Genomic DNA, 18,986 nt, shown 5'->3' on the forward strand with positions numbered 1-18,986 from the left:
CGCTGGTGGTGGCGGGTTCGATGGGCGGTCGGGCGGTGGGGATGGAGCACTCCAGAGGGGCTGTCGATGGGGTTGGGCGGTGGGTCGTGCGGGTCAGGCCGCCTTCGCGGCCGGTTCGCTGTCCGTGGCGGTGGTCCAGGCGGTGCGGTGGGTGCGCAGTCCGCGGAAGCAGGCCCAGGTGCCCGCCGAGACGGCCACCGCCGTGAGCGCGACCAGCACGCGCAGGTGCTCGGCGGGCCAGAGCGCGACCAGCAGCCCGGCGACGGGCAGCGGGGCGAGGACGATCAGGACGGTGCTGGCGAGGGTGGCGGCGAACGCCCGCTGCGGGATGAGACGGGCGCGGGCGGTGCGCAGGACCACCGTCACCGCGCCTTCGCCGGCCATGAGGAGGCCGACGGCCGCGGCGTAGAGGGGGAGGGTGGGGGCGAGTGCGCTGGCGAGGGTGGCGGTGCACATCGCGGCGGCCGAGGCGCTGCCGACGCCGAGCAGGCCCCAGCGGTCGATGGCGCGGCGGGCGGCGGCGACGGCGGCCAGCGAGAGCGCGGCGGCGATGCTCCACACCAGGCCGACGGCGGCGCTGGAGTGGTGCAGGGTGCGGGTGACGGTGATCGGCGCGGACACCTGCAGCAGGCCCGAGGCGAGGTTGACGCAGGCCAGGGCGCCGACGAGCCAGGCGAGGGCGGGGGTTCGGCGAAGGACGTCCAGCCCGGTCGCCAAGTTGGCCAGCGGGCGGGTGGCGGCCGTGTCGCTGACGAGGTGCAGGTGGGGCCGTCCGGACCGCATGGTCAAGGCGACGGTGGCGGTCAGGGTGGAGAGGATCGCCACGGCGGCCAGCAGCAGGGCGGGGCCGGCGAGCAGGAGCAGGCCGCCCACCAGCGGGCCGACGAGTAGCGCGGCCTGGTCGGTGCCGGTCAGGACGGCCTGCACGCGGTGCGCGCGCTCGCCCGCCCGGCGGCTGGCGTCCCCGCCCAGGGACTCGTTGGCGAGGAACGCGGCCTCGGCGAGCATCCCGGCCACCACGCCGAAGCCGAGAACGATCCACGGTCCGGCACCGGCCGCGAGACCGACCAGGGTGGCCAGGGCGGCGGCTGCTCGCAGCAGGCCGGTGCCCAGGACCGCGGCGCGGGGGCTGCGCCGGTCGATCAGCGGACCGGCTCCCGCGATGGCGAGCAGACGCGGCAGCCACTCCAGGAGGAAGGCCGTGCCGGCCCAGCCGGGGGAGTGGGTGAGGGCAAGGACGAGCAGCGGGACGGCGTACATCACGACTGCGGCAGCCAGGGAGTCGGTGGCGCGCAGGAGGTAGCAGCGCAACAGCCAGTCGCGTTCGGCCGCCGGGCGGCGCCGTGCGGCGGAGGTGGGGCGGGGCATGCGTTCTCCCTGATGGGGCGTGGTGAGGTGGCTGGGACGTTCGCAAGCGGCGGGGATCGGTCTCCGCGATCGGCAAAGGGGTGGTTCGGCCGCCGACGGAGCCCAGGCGGCGTCCGTCGGCGGCCGGGTCAGCGGCGGCGCGGCGAGTCGGCGGGAGGGACCGTCGCGCCGGCGGGGTCGACCGGGTGGGTGCCCGCGACGGCGGGAGCAGCGGGCTTGGTGGTCCGGTTCGGCGTCTGCCGGCGGGCGGAGACGGGGAGCTGGGCCAGGTGCCGCACCCGCCAGGTCAGGACGGCGGTCACGGAGTCGGCGCTGCCCAGCTCCCGCCAGGCACGGGCTTGCTCCAGCAGCGCCTGCGGGTCGTGGCCGGCCGCTTCGGCTTCGGCCAGGGCGGCGGCGAGCGCGTCGAACTCGGGCTCGGCCAGCAGCCGCCCGGCCTCGCCGGGGGCGGCCCGGCGCAGGGCCTGCTCCTGGCGCTGTCGCACCGGCTGCGGCAGGAGCTGGCCGCGCTGGCGCAGCGCGGCCATCGGCCGGTTGGCGGCCTGGCGGTAGGCGGTGCGCAGGTGGTCGGCGGCGGCGCGGGCGGCGGCGGCCTGCTGGCGGTGGCCGCGTTCGGCGTGCCAGCTGCTGCTCGCGAGCACCAGCAGCAGCAGCGCGGCCAGCAGCGTGGCCGCCGCGGTGGCGTCCGGCGCCCGGTTGGTGGTGTAGCCGCCGGCCAGGATCTGCCGGGCGGCCGAGCGCACGCCGAAGTTCGCGTCGCGGGCGGCCCGGGTGTGCGAGCGCGACGCCCGCTCGTACGCCCGGGCCGCTGCGAGCAGCTGGGCTTTCTGCGCGGGCAGAGCGGTGCCGGCGAGCGCGTCCAGGACCTCTCCGGTGTCGGCGATGACCGCGGCGGCGGCCTGGTCGTCCTGGCCGTCGAGCACGTCGAGTGCCTCGTCGACGACGACGGTGGCGGCGTAGCGGGCGCGGGCCGGGGCCGAGCGGCGCTCGCCCGCCCGCCCGGCGGACGGGGCCTGCGGCTCTTCGACGGCGCCCGTCGCCGGCGCTGCCGCGAGGCGCCGGCGGATCTTCGGCAGCGTCAGGTCTGGTGCCAGCCGGTACCCGCCGAAGTACACCGGCCTGCCCGCCGCGTCGCGCTCGCCCGGGACGGCCACGCTGTAGCCGAGGGTGTCGCCGGACGGCCCGATCTTTCGGTTGACCAGCACGCCCGCCGTCTCCAGGCGAGCGAAGAACTCCTCCTCGCTGTTCGCGCCGGCCAGGGCCTGGCGGACGGCGTCGCGCAGCAGCTGCCGGCTGGTGTCCTCCCGCCCCAACCGGGTGGCCTTGTGCTTCTCCTGGTTGGTCGGCTCCTTCGCCTTCGTGCCGTCGCCCGGGTTGAGCTGGCGCAGGCTCCACTCCTTCTCGATCTTCCGGCACTCGGCCTGGACCCTGCTGTAGTCGTTCTCGATGTCGGCCTTGCGCAGGTCGCCGCGGACGATGGTGGCCGCGATGTGGATGTGGTCCTGGGCGTGGCGCACCGCCACCCAGCGGCAGCCGTCCGGGTCGCCTTCGGGCGCGATGCCGGCGGCGGCGACCACCCGGCGGGCGGCTTCGGCCCATTCCTCGGGGCTCAGGTCGCGGTCTTCGGGGGAGAGCCGTACCGAGCAGTGCCAGACGTGCTTCTTCAGCGCGCGGCGGGTGCCGCGCTGGTCGACGCGCAGGTCCAGGGCGGACTGGAGCTGCTTGAGGTTGGCGGCCGGATCGCGGCCCGGGTCCGGGGCGAAGCCGTCCCAGCTCGCGACGAGATGGGGGTCGGTGTGTTCGTCCCGCCGTCCCGGACCGTAGAGGTAGGCGAGCAGGCCGTACGTCCGCGAGCCTCGGGTCACGTTCGGCACCACGGTTACTTCTCCTTCACGATCTTCGCCGAGGCGGTGTCGATGGTGGTGATCGCGGCGCGGACTGCGGCCAGGGTGGCGACCAGGTCGGCCGGGCTCGGCAGCCCGCCGGAGTTCAGCGAGCGGGTGATCTGGTTCAGGTTGTTGCCGCAGCGGGCGGTTTCGTGGCGGGCGGCGGCGAGTTCGTCAAGGGCGCGGTCGCGGCGGTCTTCGGGGTCTTCGGCGGCGGTGGGGTTGCGGGCGGCGTTGAGGGTGGCGGCGGCGATGAAGCGGGCGACGGTCAGCGCGCGGGCGCTGGCGGCGCGCTTGATCTCGGCTTCTTCGTCGGGGCTGAATCGGGCGGTGAGACGGCGCTGGCGCTGGGTGGGCTGGTGGTGACGTCGGCGCGGACGGCGCACGGTGCTCTCGACGGCGGCGTTCATCGGCTTGTTCTTCCTGTCGGTCCCCCTGCCGGAGCCCCCTGGCTCCGGAGGTCCGGGTTCGGGTCGAGCGCCCCCGCTCGGCCCGAACCCGGGCCCTCCCCGGCCCCCTGTCCGGGGCGAGCGCTTGGACCGTCCGATAGGACGGTCCAAGCAGATAGCTCGCTCCGCCGTAGGTGGCAACTCGCTTGCTCTGTGAGCGCGTTGAAGGCTTTCCGGGCAGGGTGCGGACTGCTCGCGGCCGGCTAGAAGTCGGCGTCCGTGTCGGCCAGCCCCCGGGCAGCGAACGCGCCGATCACGTGGTCCATGACCAGTTCCTCCACCTGATCCGCGGTGAGGAACTCGGGCCGTCCGGTGCCGGTTCGGCGCACCCTCCACCGGCCGTCGCCGAGCTGCTCGGCCGTGTGCAGGTGGCGGTGGGCGACGAGGACGGTCATGAAGTCGCTGACGATGTCCTGGTCGGTGAGGACGGTGGTGCTCATGGGTGCTCCTGGTGGTGGATCGGATGGAGAAGGGTGAACGAGAAGGAAAGGGTCAACGGCGGAGTGCTGGCGGTGACTTGTCAGCGCGCAGGACCTCCAGGACCGCACTGAGCGATTCGTTCGACGCTCGGTGGCCTGCGTTCCGGAGAGCTGTGCGTACGACGGTTCGAGAAGTCCGGCCCGCAGCAGCGGTAGCCGCGCGCCCGATAGCCAGCAGCACAGGATCCGCTACCGGTTTCGTCGGTCCGTCCGGGGCGCTGGTCCGGTCCGGCCCGTCCGGCCCGTCCGGCCCGTCCGGTCCGTCCGCCGTGGTCCGGTCCGGTCCGTCCGGGGCGCTGGTCCGGTCCGGCCCGTCCGGCCCGTCCGGCCCGTCCGGCTCGTCTGGTCCGTCCGGTCCGTCCGGGGCGCTGGTCCGGTCCGGGGCGTCCGGTCCGTCCGCCGTGGTCCGGTCCGGGAGGCGTCGGCCTGCTGCTGGTCCGCGCGGAGCGGCGCGCTCGGTCTGTGGTTCGTCCAGGGCTGTCCGTTGGCTGCGTCGTTGGGTCTCACGGGCGTACCTGCGAACAGATCGGCGGTACAGCTGGAGGTTCTTCTCGGAGGACTGGGTGCCGGCCGCGTGAGAGGGATCGGCGCTCAGTTCTGCCACTGCGGTCTGCTGCATGGGGCGGTCCAGCTCGGGCGCGCGGGTCGGGCTTGTGGCTGCTTGGTCATTGGCTGGGACGCGCTCGCCGGAGACCTGCTCGGCGGCCGGGGTGGGTGAGTTCGGTTCGGGTCCGTCCGTCGAGGTAGCGCTGGTGTTGTGCCGGTTGACGAGGATGCCGAGGTGGACCGCGCCGGCGAGGGCCAGCGGCGCGATGGTGCTGAGGAAGGCCACCGGGACGTCGCCCAGCTTCAGGGTGTCGGCCGCTTGTCCGGGTGTTTGCTGGTTGAGGCGGACGGCGTGGAGCGCGTTGGCCCAGACACTGGTGCTGGTCGCGCCGGCGAAGAGCGACCAGGTGTAGGCGCGCGCCCTGAGGGGTGCTTTCTGCAAGAGGACCAAGGCACGGACGCCGTAGGCGATGAAGCCGTCGACGACGACCGGGAAGACGTGGGTGAGCTGGCCGCGGATGTGGATGGCCTGCGCCATCTGCTGCAACGCGTCGTAGCTGAGCGTGAAGCCGGCGGCGCCGAGCAGCCCGATCGCGGCGATGTCCCAGGGGGAGACCTTGGGGCGGGGCAGCTTCACGCTGCCACTGCCAGGGTGGTGCGGGTGGCCTTCTGCTGCCGCAGTTCGTCGGCGAGGGCGATCTCCTCGGTACGGTCGCGCTCGGGGATGGTCGCCAGCTCGCTGTTGGCGTTCCGGCGGCGCCTGGTCGCGGCCTTGTAGCCGATGCCCATCGCCGGGGCCCAGACCTCCCAGCCGATGCCGGCCAGCTCCGCGATCCGGACGACGGCGCGCTTCTCTGCGTCGGTCAGCGGGACCAGCGCCCCGAGCAGCGCCGCCTTGATCTGGTCGAACCGCGGCTGGTCCTCACGGTGGGTCAGGCGCAGGCCGATTTCCTCGCCGGTGACGCCGCCGCGGATGCCCTCCGTGGTGCGGCACGCGACTGCGTCGTCCAGGCACTCACTGCGCACGGGGCAGCTCCCGCAGATGGCCAGCGCCCGGCGGTGGGCGGCGATCCGCGGCGGCGCGAACCAGTCGTCGGGCTGGGGATCGCCGGCGCACAGGGCCTTCAGCCGCCAGTGCTGGCTGCCGCGGGTGAGGCCGCTGACGAAGGCGGCCTCCAGTTCCTGGGCGACATCGGCCTCCGGCTCCGGGACGAGGTCGGCCTCCGGCACACGGGTGGGCTTCAGCTGGTAGATGGTCGCGTTCATGGCGTAGTGGTGTCTCCATCGCGCCGCGAGTAGGCGGTCGGCGCGGGGCAGGGGCGCTCCGGGGCACGGCGAAGCCGGCCCGCACGGGGCGCTGGTTCGGTGAAGGGATGAAGGTGTGGTTGGCGGCCGCGCAGGATGCCGGGACTGGGACGAGGCGGTCGGCTGGCAGGACGGCCGGCTCTGCGGACCCGTCGAGCGGGGGCCGGGCTCGTGCTCGGCTACCGGCGGCGGCGCGGGCGAGCGGCCTTAGCCGCGGTACCCGTCGCGACTGCGGGGCAGAGCGGCGGGCAGCGGTGCAGCCGGGCGCCGGTACACCGGGGCCGTCCGGGGCGGCAGCGCCTCGGGGGCGCGGGCCGCAAGCGGTACCGTCGCACCGCTGCTGTCGGCGGCGGTTCGCGCGGGTTGCCCTGTACGCAGTGGCGTCATCGTGGTTCAATCCCTTCCGTGAAGGGCAGCAGCCCGACTCGTCCAAGGGCGGGGCCGCTGCTCTGGGTGTTGTACGTCACAAGTTGGCGTGCACGACCGGCGCCTGCGAGTTCCCGCTCGCGGGCGCTTTGTCGTTTCACGGCCTGTTTCGCCGCCCGATCGCTACGGCTCGTGGCCGCCACTCGGGCTGGTCGTCGATCGGTCGGGCGGCTGCGTCGCTGTGAGTGGCCGACTCGTCCGGTGGTCGCCGCTACGCGTCGTGACGCCCGAGGGCGTCCCGCGTTCCGCGTCGACCAAAGTGCCCGCAGCGGGGGCAGGCGGTGTGCGGCTGGTGTGCCATCGCCTGACCTCCACTCAGATGGTTCGTGTGCCGTGGGCTCTGGGGAATACGTTAGGTATTCGCATGGATACCGGTCAACGAATTCAATATATCTACGCGAGTAGACGCAGGGTTTTTTCAGAGGCTGAGAAATGATCATGAAGTTCACCGCGCTAACCCTGCGCAAACCGGACAAGTCGACTCATGTGCATCTGCGACCTGCGATCTTCGCCGTGGGTGACGGAGCGTATCGGCCACTCAGAGTCACGACCGACGTGCCGTCCGCTAATTGATCTTGAACGCTCGGGCGTGGGGCCTTGCTGGAGCGAGGGGGGGAATGGTGATTCGCGGGGGGTATATTCGCTGCCCCGGGTGAATCTCCCAGTCAAGTGATTCACCAAGAATCCACCGTGCAATATTTAGGATTGAACGATGCGAGCTGTAGTTGTACGCGAGTTCGGCGGCCCCGAGGTCCTGGAGCTGTGCGAGATGCCCGAGCCGACGATGCGCCCCAGCAGCCTCAAGCTCCGCACCCGCCTGGCCGGCGTCAACTTCGCGGACGTCCACTTGCGCGAGGGCACGTACCCGGCGCCGATGCCCTGCCCGTTCATCCCGGGCAACGAGGTCCTCGGGCAGCGCGAGGACGGCCGCCGCTTCGTCGCCCTCAGCAAGGGCGGCGGTTACGCCGAGGAGGTCGCTGTCCACCGCAAGCTCGCCTTCGAGGTCCCGGACGCCGTCGCCGACCGCGACGCCATCGCCCTCATGCTCCAGGGCAACACGGCCTGGCACCTGCTGCACACCGACTTGCGCCTGACCGCCGAGGACACCCTGCTGGTCCCCGCGGCCGCCGGAGGCGTCGGCTCCCTCGCCGTCCAGCTCGCCAAGCGCACCGGCGCGAAGGTCGTCGCGATGGCCGGCACCGACGCCAAGCGGAAGCTGGCCACCGACCTCGGCGCCGACGCCGTCGTCGACTCCTCCACCGTCGACGGCCTGACCGAGCGCATCCTCGACGCGGCGGGAGGCCACGTCACCGCCGCCATGGAGATGACCGGCGCAGAAGTCTTCCACGCCACCCTCGACGCCCTCTCGCCCCGCGGCCGGCTGAGCGTCTTCGGATCCGTCACCGGAGTCCAGGGCCTGGTGCCCATCTCGCAGCTCGTCGGCCAGTCCAAGAGCGTCACCGGGTTCTGGCTGCCCTCGCTCTACCCCTCGCGCACCCTGCTGAACGAGTCGATGGCCGAGCTGTTCGCGGCCGTCGCCGACGGCTGGCTCAAGCCGCTCCACGGCCCGGCCTACAAGCTCGGCCAGGCCCGCCAAGCCCATACCGACCTCGCCGCCCGCCTGACCACCGGCAAGGCCGTCCTCGACCTGAGCCTCTGAACCACCCCCGACTTCTCCCTCCCCCTGCTGCCCGCACCAGGCGGGCACGCGGCCTACCCAGTCGCGTCGCCGAGCGCCGCGACGATCCCTCTGGGGTTCCACGATGAACAGCGCCATCACCACCACCGCGCCCAGCCGCCAGGACAAGCCGACCGCCAAGCCGGCCTCGCTCGCCGACAAAGCGTTCACCGTCCAACAGGCGTTCACCCGTATCGCCACGCCCGGCAGCGTCCACGCCCTGCGCGCCATCGCCGAAGCAGCCGGCCTCGACGACGCCACCGTCCACCGCATCCTGCAGACCGGCGTCAGCAAGGGCGTCTTCGAGCAAGTAGGCCGAGGCCGCTACCGCCTAGGCACCGGAACAGCCCGAGCCGGACTCCACGCCATGGCCGAGGCCCCCGGCGCCGCCTCCACCCACAGCACCCTGGTCGCCCTGCACCAGGCCACCGGCGGCCTCGCCCTCCTCTACGTCCTCAGCCCCTTCGGTGGCGCCCGCCGCCTGTGCACCGACTACGCCATCGGCGACAGCGACCCCGCCGACGTCGGCATGACCGCCGAGGATGTCGTCTCCGTCTCCCGCTCCCTGCGCACCGGAGCCTCCGGACGCGCCATCCTCGCCTACCTCCCCCAGAAGATCCGGGACCTGGTCCTGGCCGAGGACGTCCCGCCGACCGCCGGGCCCGGCGTGATCCGCGACAACGGCACCCTCGCCGCCTCGCTCACCGAGATCCGCCAGCTCGGCTTCGCCATCGGCCGCCAAGAGTGCATGACCGGCTGGGACAGCGTCGCCGCGCCGGTCTTCTGGGACGACACGATCATGGGCTCCGTCCTCCTGCTCCGCCCCACCGGCGAGATGCCCGCGGACCTGCGCCCGATGATCTACCACACCCGCCGGGCGGCGGAGGAAATCTCCCAGCTGACCCTGTCCCCCCTGACACCGGCGGCATAGCCAAGTGCCCTACCAGATGAAAGGAGTTGGGATTTTGGAGCGACTGCCCAAGGTTCTGGCCTTCGCGGTCGTCCTCGCCGGGATCCTGGCGCACGCCGCCCTGGTCGGCAGTGGCTGGATCGACAAGATCGGCGGAGGCTGACCGCCCGCGACCGCCCGCCCTGCCGCCGATGCGAGACCGTCGCGTCGGCGGCAGGGCGGGCGGCCGCCGCTCAGCCCACCGACACCACCCGGCCCCCCGTCGGGCGCAGCCCCGCCCGCGCCCGCGCGGCACCCGCCGGCGTGCTCGCCGCCCCGCCGCCGACCTTGACCGCGGGCCTCGGACGCCCCTGGCACGGCCCACACACGCCCGAACGCGGCACCGGATCACCGCAGTTGGCGCACTCGTGCCGTCGAGTCACCTGCGCCTGCTCAGAGGCGAACACGGGCGGCAGCTTGCCCAGCAACCTGGCCCGGACCACCGCCCGCGGCGAGTGGATCCGCTCCGGCAGCCCGGGCAACAGCGCCTGCGCCAGCTCCGCCGCCCCGAAGCCCCGCTCCAGCCACCGCGCCGCCAGCGGGGCAAGCACCAGCGCCTCCGCCTCCCCCAGCCGCAACCGCGGCTCCGGTCGCAGCGCCCGGTGCAGTGCCAGCGCCGCCGCCAGGGTCCGCTCGTCCGGCAGCTCCACCGCCAGGCTTGCCGTCTTCGCTCGCTCGCCCGCGCTCCGCGCCGCCGGCTGCTGCTCGGCGCTCGCGCCGCCGTCGGCCGGGACCGGGGGGAGGGGGGAGGGTGCTTTCTCACCGTTCTTTACAGGAAGGGCTTCACGACCACCGGACGCCGGTTCACCGGACGCCGGACGGGCGGCACCCGGCTGCCCCTGCCGCACAGCCTCCTCCCGGGCGGCCTGCCGGATGATCTCCGCACCCGGCCGGTGCGGGACGTCGAACACGTGAGCCTCGCTGCGGATCGTCCCGTCCGGCATCCGCACCTTCACCACCAGGTAGTAGCCGGCCTCCCGCAGCTCCTTCAGCGCCGCGCGGATCGCAGCCCGCCCCTGGACGCTGGAGTCCGCGATCTGCTGCGCGTCCTCCGACCAGCCGTCCGGGCGGGAGAGCAGGTCCGCGAGGAGGCCGCGGGCGGTGAAGGACAGCCTCCGGTCCTGGGTGAGGGTGTTGGGCAGCACGATGAATCCGCGCGCGTGCGCGCTACGATGTACCTGCAAGGGGAGTGACGCTCCTGTTGCCAGACCCCGGGGTGTTGACGCACCGCCGGGGTCACCTGTGTTCGGTTGGACCACGGAACGTAGCACAGGTCAACCTATCCCAAGCGAGCGCTACTCAAGCGACCTTGATCACAGCGTTGTGGACCGTCAACCGCAGAAGTACGCTGCACTCCCTCGACCGGGTCGTCTACCGGGGCAGCACGCGGATGCCGGTACGGGCGTGGGCTGAGGCCGCGACCCTCGCTTACAACGCCGGCACCCTCACGGTCGCCCGCGAACAGGGCGTCCACCACGTCGAGGTGTTCGACGGCTCCGACTGCGGATGGACCAGCCACCCCGACCCCGACAAGACCACCCGCACGCTGCGCCACGTCGAAGACGCCGCCCAGTGGCCCATCGCCCACCCCCGCTGCACCAGGGCGTTCGGCCTGCGGCCGGACGCGGAGTGAGCGGGCGCCGGTCCGCAGACAATCGCCCGGTCAAGCGGCGAAGTCGACCGGCACGCCCGTGCTACATGCCGAAGTCCTCGACCACCTGCTCCGCGTCGGCTTGGACGTCGAAGGGCTCCGGGTCGCGGGGGTTCGGGGACTCGCAGTTGCCTTCCCCCTCGTCTGAACTCGACCAGCGGCGGCGGTTGGTGGGCTGGGCTTCTCCGGGACGCGGCCCTCACCGCCACCTCCGCCCAGCAGATCGCCGACGCCGTACTCGTGCTCGACCGAACCGGCTGGCGCAGGACGACCCGGTTTGACGGGGCCGGGGCAGTACCTACGCTGCAGTGAGCAGGGTGCCATCGTCGAGGGCGTCCAGGATCGCGGTCTTGATCTGCGGTGGCAGCAGGTTCAGCGCGCTGACGGCGTCGGCGGTGAGGGGGACCTCGTCGAGGAGGTACTCGCCGCGGTCGTCGCGGGAGAATTCGGGGCCGGTGCGGTCGTCGAAGTTCCAGGCGGTGATGTGGGCGGTGTAGAAGTGTTCGGTTTCGCCGCGGTCGTTGGTCAGTTCGTGGAAGGGGCGCAGGTCGGTGGCGGTGCCGGCGATCTCCTCGCGGATCTCGCGTAGCAGGGCGGCTTCCAGGCCGGTGTCCTCGTCTTCGACGCCCCCGCCGACGAGGACCTGGTAGGGGGCGATGCCGGGACGGACGCGGTTGATGACGAGCATGGTGTTGTGGTCGGTGAGCAGGATGGCGCGGACGCGTTCCTTCATGGGGGTGTTCTCCGTGGTGTGGTCGGTGGTGGGTCAGTGGGGCATCCAGCCGGCGTCGATGTGCAACGAGGCTGCGGTGATGAAGGATGCGGCGGGGCTGGCGAGAAAGGCGATGGCGGCGGCGACGTCCTCGGGCTGGCCTCGGCGGGGGACGCTCTGCCGGGCGATCTGGTCCTCGGGCCGGGCGTGGTGGTGCGCAGGGAGGACGTTCTCGGCGTCGACCTGGATTGCCCCCGGGAGGACAGTGTTCACCGTGATGCCATGCGGGCCAAGTTCCCTAGCCAGGGAGGCGGTGAGGCCGAGGAGTCCGGCCTTGGCGGTGCTGTAGGCGGCCAGGCCCGCTCGTCCGGTGCGGGCGTTGACGGAGGAGACGTTGACGATCCGGCCCCAGCCCCGCTCGGCCACGGAAAGTGTCCACCGCATCGTAGGCTGATGGGTCTTCAGCCAGGATGCGTGACGTGATGGTCAATGGGAGATGGGCGTGGAATTCAGTGTGCGGGGCGGGCCGCTGCGGTTGGTGGTAACGGGGGGTGGCACGGGTGGACACACCTACCCGGCGCTGACTGCCGTACGGGCGCTGCAGGAGCGGCTGGCCGAGGAAGGCCGGACCGTGGAGGTGCTGTGGATCGGCACCGCCGCCGGCCTGGAGGCCCGGGTCGCCCCGGCCGAGGGCATCCCGTTCGAGCCGGTCGCCACCGGCAAGGTCCGGCGCTCCTCGAACCCGCTCAAGCTGGTCTCCCCGGCGAACGTCCGCGACATGGGCCGGGTGCCGCTGGGCGCGGCGCAGGCCCGGTCGCTGATCAACGAGTTCCGGCCGGACGTGGTGCTGGCCACCGGCGGATACGTGGCGGTGCCGGTCGGGCTGGCGGCGCGCTCGTGCGGGGTGCCGCTGGTGGTGCACGAGCAGACGGTGCGCCTCGGGCTGGCCAACAAGGTGCTGGCGCGGGCGGCGACCCGGGTCGCCGTCTCCTCGGAGTCGACGCTGCCGCTGCTGCCGGAGTCCGCGCGCCGCACCGCGGTGGTGACCGGGAACCCGGTGCGTCCGGCGGTGCTCACCGGGCAGGCCGACAAAGCGATCACCGCCCTCGGCCTGCACGGCTTCGACCGGTTGCTGCCGACGGTGTACGTCACCGGCGGGGCGCAGGGCTCGGTGCAGATCAACACCCTGGTCTCGGGCATCCTGCCGTGGCTGCTGGAGCACGCCAACGTCATCCACCAGTGCGGTCCGGCCAACGAGGGGACGCTGCGCGGCCCTGCCGAGGCTCTGCCGCCGCACCTGGCCGGGCGCTACTTTCTGACCGGCTACATGGGGGCGGAGCTGCCGGACGTGTTGGCGCTGGCGGACGTGGTGGTCAGCCGCAGCGGCGCCGGGACGCTCGCGGAGCTGACCGCGCTCGGCAAGGCAGCGGTGTTCGTCCCGCTGCCGACTTCGGCGGGCAACGAGCAGGCCCACAACGCCGTCCACCTCCAGGACGCCGGCGCGGCAGTCGCCCTGGTCGGCGACGTCACGGCGGAGGGCCTGCGCGGGGCGTTGGCCCCGCTGCTCGCCGACCCGGCGCGGCGCGGCGCGATGGCGGCCCGCTCCCGCGAGTACGGCCGCCCGGACGCGGCGCAGCGCCTGGTCGACGTGGTGCTCGACGCCGCCTCCTGCCGCTGACACCGACGGCCCCGGTGCCCTGTCCCTCGAACGGGGGTGGGCACCGGGGCCGTCCGGTGTGCGCTCGGCGCAGGTGCCATACGGCTCCCGCTCCGATGGGCAGGGCGCAGGCGGTGAAGCCGGCGGCGGGGCGGCCCATCGGGTTGGGGACGTCCCGCTCGTGGTCGAGGTGCAGGCAGATTTCGGTCGCGGGGTCGGGCCCGGCGATGCCACGCAGCCGCTCCAGGACGGAGCGGTCGATCACCTCCCGGGTGACCTGCTGGGGCCGGTGGTGGGTGAGGGCGTAGCCGAGGACGGGCCGCGGAGGCGGTCGTCTCGGGGTGGGCCCGGGTCCACTTGCCGATCAGCGCGGCGGAGCGGACCTCGACCGTGCTGCCGCCCAGCCCCGGCGACGATGCGCCGGGGCTGGGCGGCAGCGGTGGTCATCGAGCGTCTGCCGTGTTCAGGGCCCGGCGCAGCACGGTGACGGTGCGGTGGACATCATCCTCGGTGAGGTGCTGGTGGAAGGGCAGGGTGAGGAGGCGCCCGGCGAGGTGTTCGGTGGCCGGCAGCGGCCGGGCCCAGCGGGCGAAGGCGGGCTGGAGGTGGTTGGGCGGGTAGTGGACGCCGACGCCGACGCCGTCGCGGCGCATCTCGGCCCAGACGCGGTCGCGGTCGGGGACGGTGACGACGCACAGGTGCGGGACGGAGCGCTCGACGTCGACGTCGACCACCTCGACGCCGGGTAGGCCGGCCAGCGCGTCGCGGTAGGTGCGCCACAGCGCGCGGCGCACGGCGGCGGTCTGGTCGAAGTGGGCGAGCTGCGCGGTGCCGATCGCCGCGTTGAGGGCGGATAGCGGGTAGCGGAACCCGGTGGCGGTGACCTGGTAGGTGGTGGAGGCGGCGCGGTCGGCGGCGGACTCCGCCATGCCGAGCAGCCGCAGAATTCGCAGCCTCTCGGCCTCCTCGGGGCTGCGGGGGACGATGGCGCCGCCCTGGCCGCAGGTGAGGTTCTTGATCGGACCGAAGGAGAAGCAGGTCAGGTGCCCGTGCGCCCCGACCGGGCGGCCGTCGCGGTCGTGGGAGCCGAAGGCGTGGGCGGCGTCCTCCACGACGGCGATGCCCCGCCGGTCGAGCAGGTCGGCGACCGGGGCGAGGTCGATGGCCCGGCCGCCGAACAGGACGGGCATCACCGCGGTGGTGCGGTCGGTCAGCGCCTCCTGCACGAGGTCGGGGGTGGTGCACATCGTGGCCGGGTCGATGTCCACGAACCGGGGCTCGGCCCCGGCGGAGAGGACCGCCTGCACGGAGGCGCAGAACGTCATCGACGGCACCAGCACTTCCTGTCCCGGGCCGACGCCGGCGGCGACCAGCGCGGCGTGCAGGGCCGCCGTCCCCGAGGACACGGCCACCACCTCCCGCACGCCGAGGAAGTCGGCCACCTGTCGCTCGAACGTCTCGGTGACGGCGGTGTGCCCGTACTGTCCGCTCGCCAGGACCTCGGCGATCGCTCCGAGTTCGGTCCCGTACAGGTAGGGGGTGGCGTTGCGCTCCACGCCGGGCCTCGACAGGGTGGTCACGATGTCTCCTGGGTCGGTCGGATGATCGGTCGCAGCAGTGAGGTGGCCTTGTCCAGGGCCGCGGTCACGGCTGCGGGTGACGGTCCGGCGGCGGTGACCATGCCGATCTTGTGGCCGGACTGGTCGTGCGGGTGCACAGGGTCTCCGGGCTTGGCATACAGCTCGATGCCGGTGACGCCGGGGACGTTGCGGGCTTCGGCGACGCCTTCCCATCCGGTCAGTTCGCCGTTCACGTCGAGGGGGGAGCCGAGCAGTTCCACCCCCGCGTGCGCGTTGCGCGTCGGCGTCAGGTAGGCGTCGAACGGCTCGCCGAGCGCGAGTGCGATGAGCGCGCCCACGACGTTGACGCCGTAGGCGGCCTCGTGCAGGCGCGGGATGCTGTCCCCGCTCAGGCGCGGGTTGGCTTCGACGATGCGCCCGTGGCCGTCCTCGCCGAGGACGAGGTCGAAGTTCGCGGGCCCGTTGACGATGCCCAGCGCACCGCACAGCTGCTCGGCGACTTCCTCAAGGCGGCGGTGTTGCGCCGGGGAGAGCAGCGCCGTGCTGATCCGCCTGACGACGCTTCTGCCGGGCACCAGGGTCTGGTCCTTGATGCAGGTCATGACCGACTCGCCGTCGCGGAGGAACAGGTCGATGGTCAGCTGCCGCCCGTGAATGAACTCTTCGGCGATCACGGTCCCGGAGGCGGAGTAGGCGTGTGCACGGGCAATGGCGGCCGGCAGCCCGTCAGGGCCGGTCACACGGGTGATGCCCTTGCTGCCCGACCCGTCCACCGGCTTGATCATGAGCGGGAAGCGCAGCCCGGCCGCCTTCGCGGTGACCTCACCGGGGTCGTTCGACGCGGCCCACCCGTACCCGGCGACGCCGCAGTCCGCGACGACCTCGTGGAAGGCGGCCTTGTCGAGGCCCGCCAGGGCTGCCTCGGGGTAGACGTAGGGCATGCCGTAGTGCAGGCCCAGCGTGCGCCAGGTGGGCAGTGCGGCGTCGGTCGCGCCGACGACGATCCCTGCGGGCCGTGTGCCGGCCAGTGCGTCGGTGATGGCGTCCGCGTCGCGGGTGGAGACGTTCATGGCCGCGTCGGCGAAGGGGAACGCGGGGGCGTCCACCTTCATATCGACGGCGATGGTCGCGATCCCCCGGCGCGCCGCCTCCTGGTAGAGGGGGATGTGCTCCTCCGATGCGCCGAGCACGAGCAGCGCGTTCGGCGGCCAGTTTTCAGGCATGCGGCCTCTCCTGGTCCGGGTCGAGGGTGATGTGCGGGTGCTCGGCCGTGTGGTCTGCGCCGATGCCGGTGGAGGTCATGGCGCTCACGCCGGGGCGAGGGCGTCGGCGAGGTGGGCGGTGTGCTGCCAGAAGGCCGGGTTCGCCCGGTACCAGGCGATCGTGGCCGCCAGGCCGGCTTCGAGGTCTCGGGCGGGCCGGTAGCCGAGGCGGGCGATCTTCGACCAGTCCATCGCGTACCGGCGGTCGTTGGCGGTGCGGTCCGGAACGTGCTGCACCATCGAGCGGTCCGCGCCGAGGGCGCCGAGCAGCAGGGTTGCGAGCTGGTTGGTGGTGAGGTCGTGGCCGCCGCCGATGTTGTAGACCTCGCCCGGTGCGCCCTGATCGAGGACGAGTTCGATGCCGGCGCAGTTGTCCTCAACGTGCAGCCAGTTGCGCACGTGCCCGCCGTCGCCGTGCACGGTCACCGCCCCTCCCTGCAGCAGACTGCTGACGAACCGGGGGATCACCTTCTCCGGGTACTGGCGGGGCCCGTAGTTGTTGGACGAGCGGGTGATGCACACCGGCACGCCGTACGTCTCGAAGTACGAGCGGGCCACCAAGTCGCTCGCGGCCTTGGAGGCGGCGTAGGGGATGCTCGGCGCCAGCGGCCACTCCTCCGTTGCGACCCCGCTCCCGATCGACCCGTACACCTCGTCGGTGGAGACGTGGACGAACCGGGACACCCCGGCCCGGCGGGCGGCCTCCAGCAGCGTGTGGGTACCGGCCACGTTGGTGGCGATGAACCGTCCGGCGTCCAGCAGCGAGCGGTCGACGTGCGACTCGGCCGCGAAGTGCACCACCGCGTCGTGCCGGGCAACGAGCCCGCCGGCCAGGTGGGCGTCGAGGATGTTGCCGTGCACGAACTCGCAGCGGCCCGAGCCTCGGGCGCCCTCCAGGTTCGCGAGGTTGCCCGCGTAGGTCAGCGCGTCGAGCACCGTCACGTGCTCCACGTCCTCCCTGCGCAGCAGGCGGTCCACGAAGTGCGAGCCGATGAACCCGGCTCCGCCGGTGACCAGAACTTTCATCGAGTTCCATCCCCTTCTCGTACAGCGGAGTTGGTGTGGGGCCGCGGCTGCGCGGCAGGCCGGTCGATCGGTGTTGGCGCGTAGCCGAACTGGGCCCCTGATGTGCCAACTACGCTAGGAATCAGGCACTGTGGGAAACACTCACCGGCGGTACGGGTTGCTGCGCCCTTCGACGGGGGCGGGCGGTACCGCGCGGTTGCACTACGACACACCCTCGGCCGGGTCGGCGGGCAGAGGTGGACGCCGCGAGCGTCGTGAACCCGGCGGCGTCGGCGTGAAAGCCGCGAACGAGCGCGCGCGAAGGAGGGGCCCGTGTCCGCGAAAGCACCGTCGGCCGGTCTGGTCTCCGGATTCCTGCTGCGTCTGGCCCGCGAGAGCATCCCGCGTACCCAGGAGGGGCTGGCGGAGGATCTCGGCGTCGATGTCGGTACCGTGCAGGGCTGGGAGTCCGGCCGCCGGCCGCTGACCCACACCCGCGCCGGCGACTACCTGGACCTGCGTCGCCGCCTGGCCCTGCTGGGCGCCGACCCGATGCTGCTCGCGCACAGCGGCGCGGCGCTGGACGCCGACCGGATCCTGGCCGCCGTCCTCGACCCGCCCGCCGAGACCGACCGCCACCCGCTGGCCGGGTGGGTGCAGCCCCGCGACTCCGCCCTCCTGGTCGCCTGGGCGCTGCACGGCACCCCGCCGCCGGCGCTGGCCAACCTCGCCTCGCGGCCCCGGCGCGGCCCGGCCCGGCGCGGCCCCCTGCTCCCTGCGGCCGACCGCGCCCGCTCCTTCACCAACCTGCGGACCACCGCCGAGCGCGCCACCGCCGACGATCACGGCAGGCTCCTGCACCGGCAGGCCCTCTACCTCGCCTCCTACGACACCGCGCCCGATGCCGCCGCCTGGTCGGAGCAGGCCCTGCGCGGCATGCGGCCCGCGCTCGGCCGGCGCGGCTACAGCCCCCGCTCGATCGAGGCCCGCACCGTCGCCACCGTCGCCGCCCGCCAGGGCGACCCCGACCAGCTGCGGCACTTCATCTCCACCGCGCTGCTGGACGACGAGCACGGCGAACTCGCCAACCTCGCCTACTGGGCGCTGTGGCTCGGGGCGATGCCCGCCGACCAGAGCGACGACACGTTCATGCACCGCCCGGACCCGGCGACCTGGGATCCGATCCGCCTCTTCCGTGCCCTGGTCGGCTCCTTCCACCTCGCCCCCGGCACCGTCGACCTGTACATCCACTCGATCAGCACCCTGCTGCACCTGCACCCGTGGCTACCGCACGCAGCACCGGATGCCGCCCGGGTGTTCGGGGCGTTCACGGCCGAGCTCCTCGACGGAAGTCTCATCTCCGCGACGTCCCGGCGCGACCTGGACCGCCTGCGCTACGGTCGGGACGACGGGTGACACGCAATCAGGAGGACCCTGTGGTGCAGCTCGACAGTGAACAGGCAGCAGGCATCGCCCGGCTCCTCTTCGAGGCCGGCTCCCTCCGCGCGCTGCCCCGTACCGGCTGGCGGCAGGACGGCATCCCCCTGTCCGCCACCGAGACAGTCGCCGAGCACAGCCACCGTACCGCCGTGATCGCCGCCACCCTCGCAGCCTTGGAGGGCACCGATCCGGCCCGCACCACCCTGCTGGCCACCCTCCACGACGTCCCCGAGGCCCGTACCGGCGACCTCACCCCGCTCACCCGCCGGTACGTCACCGCCGCCGACCCGCGCAAGGTCACGGCCGACCAGACCGCGGCGGCCCACCCGGCCGTCCAAGCCCTCTTCGCCGACACGATCGCCGAGTTCGAGGACGGCACCACCCCCGAGGCCCGCTGCGCCAAGGACGCCGACAAACTCGACTGCCTGCTGCGCGCTGTCGAGTACCGGGCCGCCGGCGTCCCCACGGTGCAGGGCAAGATCGACCGCTGCCGCAAAGCCCTCACCACCGCCTCGGCCCAGCACATCGCCGACGCCGCGCTCGCACTCGACCCCACCGACTGGCAGTCCACACCGGCCTGACCGGACCGCCCA

The 18,986-nt window shown here is 73.0% G+C and carries 18 protein-coding genes; 6 read left to right on the forward strand and 12 right to left on the reverse strand.

The genetic code is table 11. The features are described from left to right. Positions 1-93: 93 nt before the first annotated feature. From ACIP60_RS13460 to ACIP60_RS13485, 6 genes are all read right to left on the reverse strand, one after another. Positions 94-1,368 carry an MFS transporter gene (locus tag ACIP60_RS13460; RefSeq protein ID WP_400683154.1) on the reverse strand — a complete coding sequence of 425 codons (1,275 nt, stop codon included), beginning with the start codon at positions 1,366-1,368 and terminating at the stop codon, positions 94-96. Positions 1,369-1,496: 128 nt separating this feature from the next. Beyond that, complete coding sequence (locus ACIP60_RS13465; protein ID WP_400683157.1) at positions 1,497-3,245, reverse strand: relaxase/mobilization nuclease domain-containing protein; 1,749 nt, start codon at positions 3,243-3,245, stop codon at positions 1,497-1,499. Between the two features lie 2 nt (positions 3,246-3,247). Continuing rightward, a complete protein-coding gene (locus ACIP60_RS13470; protein WP_400683159.1) occupies positions 3,248-3,664 on the reverse strand; it encodes a plasmid mobilization protein in 417 nt (138 codons plus the stop codon). Positions 3,665-3,906: 242 nt separating this feature from the next. Beyond that, entirely contained in the window at positions 3,907-4,143 is a 237-nt protein-coding gene (locus tag ACIP60_RS13475; RefSeq protein WP_400683162.1) for a hypothetical protein, read from the reverse strand. Positions 4,144-4,195: 52 nt separating this feature from the next. Continuing rightward, positions 4,196-5,365, reverse strand: a complete 1,170-nt coding sequence (locus tag ACIP60_RS13480) for a DUF2637 domain-containing protein (RefSeq protein ID WP_400683164.1) — start codon at positions 5,363-5,365, stop codon at positions 4,196-4,198. Next, entirely contained in the window at positions 5,362-5,994 is a 633-nt protein-coding gene (locus tag ACIP60_RS13485) for a WhiB family transcriptional regulator (RefSeq protein WP_400683166.1), read from the reverse strand. The genes ACIP60_RS13480 and ACIP60_RS13485 overlap by 4 nt, the downstream gene beginning before the upstream one ends. A gap of 1,177 nt (positions 5,995-7,171) precedes the next feature. On the opposite strand from ACIP60_RS13485, the gene ACIP60_RS13490 reads away from it, so the two are divergent. Beyond that, positions 7,172-8,119, forward strand: coding sequence for a zinc-binding alcohol dehydrogenase family protein (locus ACIP60_RS13490; RefSeq protein WP_400683168.1), 948 nt, complete (start codon positions 7,172-7,174; stop codon positions 8,117-8,119). Positions 8,120-8,222: 103 nt separating this feature from the next. Next, positions 8,223-9,068: an IclR family transcriptional regulator gene (locus ACIP60_RS13495; protein WP_400683170.1), complete on the forward strand. Its 846-nt coding sequence runs from the start codon at positions 8,223-8,225 to the stop codon at positions 9,066-9,068. 212 nt (positions 9,069-9,280) lie between these two features. On the opposite strand, the gene ACIP60_RS13500 is transcribed toward ACIP60_RS13495, so the two are convergent. Then, a complete protein-coding gene (locus ACIP60_RS13500; RefSeq protein WP_400683172.1) occupies positions 9,281-10,270 on the reverse strand; it encodes a hypothetical protein in 990 nt (329 codons plus the stop codon). 125 nt (positions 10,271-10,395) lie between these two features. On the opposite strand from ACIP60_RS13500, the gene ACIP60_RS13505 reads away from it, so the two are divergent. Further along, complete coding sequence (locus tag ACIP60_RS13505) at positions 10,396-10,719, forward strand: hypothetical protein (RefSeq protein WP_400683174.1); 324 nt, start codon at positions 10,396-10,398, stop codon at positions 10,717-10,719. Between the two features lie 316 nt (positions 10,720-11,035). Here the strand turns inward: ACIP60_RS13505 and ACIP60_RS13510 are convergent, their stop codons facing one another. Together ACIP60_RS13510 and ACIP60_RS13515 are read right to left on the reverse strand one after the other, a co-directional pair. After that, complete coding sequence (locus tag ACIP60_RS13510; RefSeq protein ID WP_400683177.1) at positions 11,036-11,470, reverse strand: NUDIX domain-containing protein; 435 nt, start codon at positions 11,468-11,470, stop codon at positions 11,036-11,038. 33 nt (positions 11,471-11,503) lie between these two features. Beyond that, a complete protein-coding gene (locus ACIP60_RS13515; protein ID WP_400683180.1) occupies positions 11,504-11,875 on the reverse strand; it encodes an SDR family oxidoreductase in 372 nt (123 codons plus the stop codon). A 76-nt stretch (positions 11,876-11,951) separates the two neighbouring features. On the opposite strand from ACIP60_RS13515, the gene ACIP60_RS13520 reads away from it, so the two are divergent. Beyond that, positions 11,952-13,127, forward strand: coding sequence for a UDP-N-acetylglucosamine--N-acetylmuramyl-(pentapeptide) pyrophosphoryl-undecaprenol N-acetylglucosamine transferase (locus tag ACIP60_RS13520; RefSeq protein WP_400683183.1), 1,176 nt, complete (start codon positions 11,952-11,954; stop codon positions 13,125-13,127). A gap of 422 nt (positions 13,128-13,549) precedes the next feature. Here ACIP60_RS13520 and ACIP60_RS13525 read toward each other — a convergent pair whose 3' ends face one another. From ACIP60_RS13525 to rfbB, 3 genes are all read right to left on the reverse strand, one after another. Beyond that, entirely contained in the window at positions 13,550-14,686 is a 1,137-nt protein-coding gene (locus ACIP60_RS13525) for a DegT/DnrJ/EryC1/StrS family aminotransferase (protein ID WP_400683185.1), read from the reverse strand. After that, positions 14,683-15,909, reverse strand: coding sequence for an ATP-grasp domain-containing protein (locus ACIP60_RS13530; protein WP_400683187.1), 1,227 nt, complete (start codon positions 15,907-15,909; stop codon positions 14,683-14,685). Before ACIP60_RS13530 ends, ACIP60_RS13525 begins: the two co-directional genes overlap by 4 nt. An 84-nt stretch (positions 15,910-15,993) precedes the next feature. Beyond that, positions 15,994-16,974, reverse strand: a complete 981-nt coding sequence (gene rfbB, locus ACIP60_RS13535) for a dTDP-glucose 4,6-dehydratase (protein ID WP_400683190.1) — start codon at positions 16,972-16,974, stop codon at positions 15,994-15,996. Between the two features lie 312 nt (positions 16,975-17,286). On the opposite strand from rfbB, the gene ACIP60_RS13540 reads away from it, so the two are divergent. Then, complete coding sequence (locus tag ACIP60_RS13540) at positions 17,287-18,369, forward strand: helix-turn-helix domain-containing protein (RefSeq protein ID WP_400683192.1); 1,083 nt, start codon at positions 17,287-17,289, stop codon at positions 18,367-18,369. Between the two features lie 23 nt (positions 18,370-18,392). Then, on the forward strand, positions 18,393-18,974 hold the full coding sequence (locus ACIP60_RS13545) for an HD family hydrolase (RefSeq protein ID WP_400683195.1): 582 nt from the start codon (positions 18,393-18,395) through the stop codon (positions 18,972-18,974). The last annotated feature ends 12 nt before the right edge of the window (positions 18,975-18,986 follow it).

Source organism: Kitasatospora sp. NPDC088783 (assembly GCF_044750705.1).
Taxonomy (GTDB): domain Bacteria; phylum Actinomycetota; class Actinomycetes; order Streptomycetales; family Streptomycetaceae; genus Kitasatospora; species Kitasatospora fiedleri.

Bases quoted from the DNA above. Each gene is read 5' to 3' on its own strand.
- ACIP60_RS13460 (WP_400683154.1), bottom strand. From the start codon at position 1,368: ATGCCCCGCCCCACCTCCGCCGCACGGCGCCGCCCGGCGGCCGAACGC.
- ACIP60_RS13470 (WP_400683159.1), bottom strand. From the start codon at position 3,664: ATGAACGCCGCCGTCGAGAGCACCGTGCGCCGTCCGCGCCGACGTCAC.
- ACIP60_RS13475 (WP_400683162.1), bottom strand. From the start codon at position 4,143: ATGAGCACCACCGTCCTCACCGACCAGGACATCGTCAGCGACTTCATG.
- ACIP60_RS13485 (WP_400683166.1), bottom strand. From the start codon at position 5,994: ATGAACGCGACCATCTACCAGCTGAAGCCCACCCGTGTGCCGGAGGCC.
- ACIP60_RS13490 (WP_400683168.1), top strand. From the start codon at position 7,172: ATGCGAGCTGTAGTTGTACGCGAGTTCGGCGGCCCCGAGGTCCTGGAG.
- ACIP60_RS13495 (WP_400683170.1), top strand. From the start codon at position 8,223: ATGAACAGCGCCATCACCACCACCGCGCCCAGCCGCCAGGACAAGCCG.
- ACIP60_RS13510 (WP_400683177.1), bottom strand. From the start codon at position 11,470: ATGAAGGAACGCGTCCGCGCCATCCTGCTCACCGACCACAACACCATG.
- ACIP60_RS13530 (WP_400683187.1), bottom strand. From the start codon at position 15,909: ATGCCTGAAAACTGGCCGCCGAACGCGCTGCTCGTGCTCGGCGCATCG.
- rfbB (WP_400683190.1), bottom strand. From the start codon at position 16,974: ATGAAAGTTCTGGTCACCGGCGGAGCCGGGTTCATCGGCTCGCACTTC.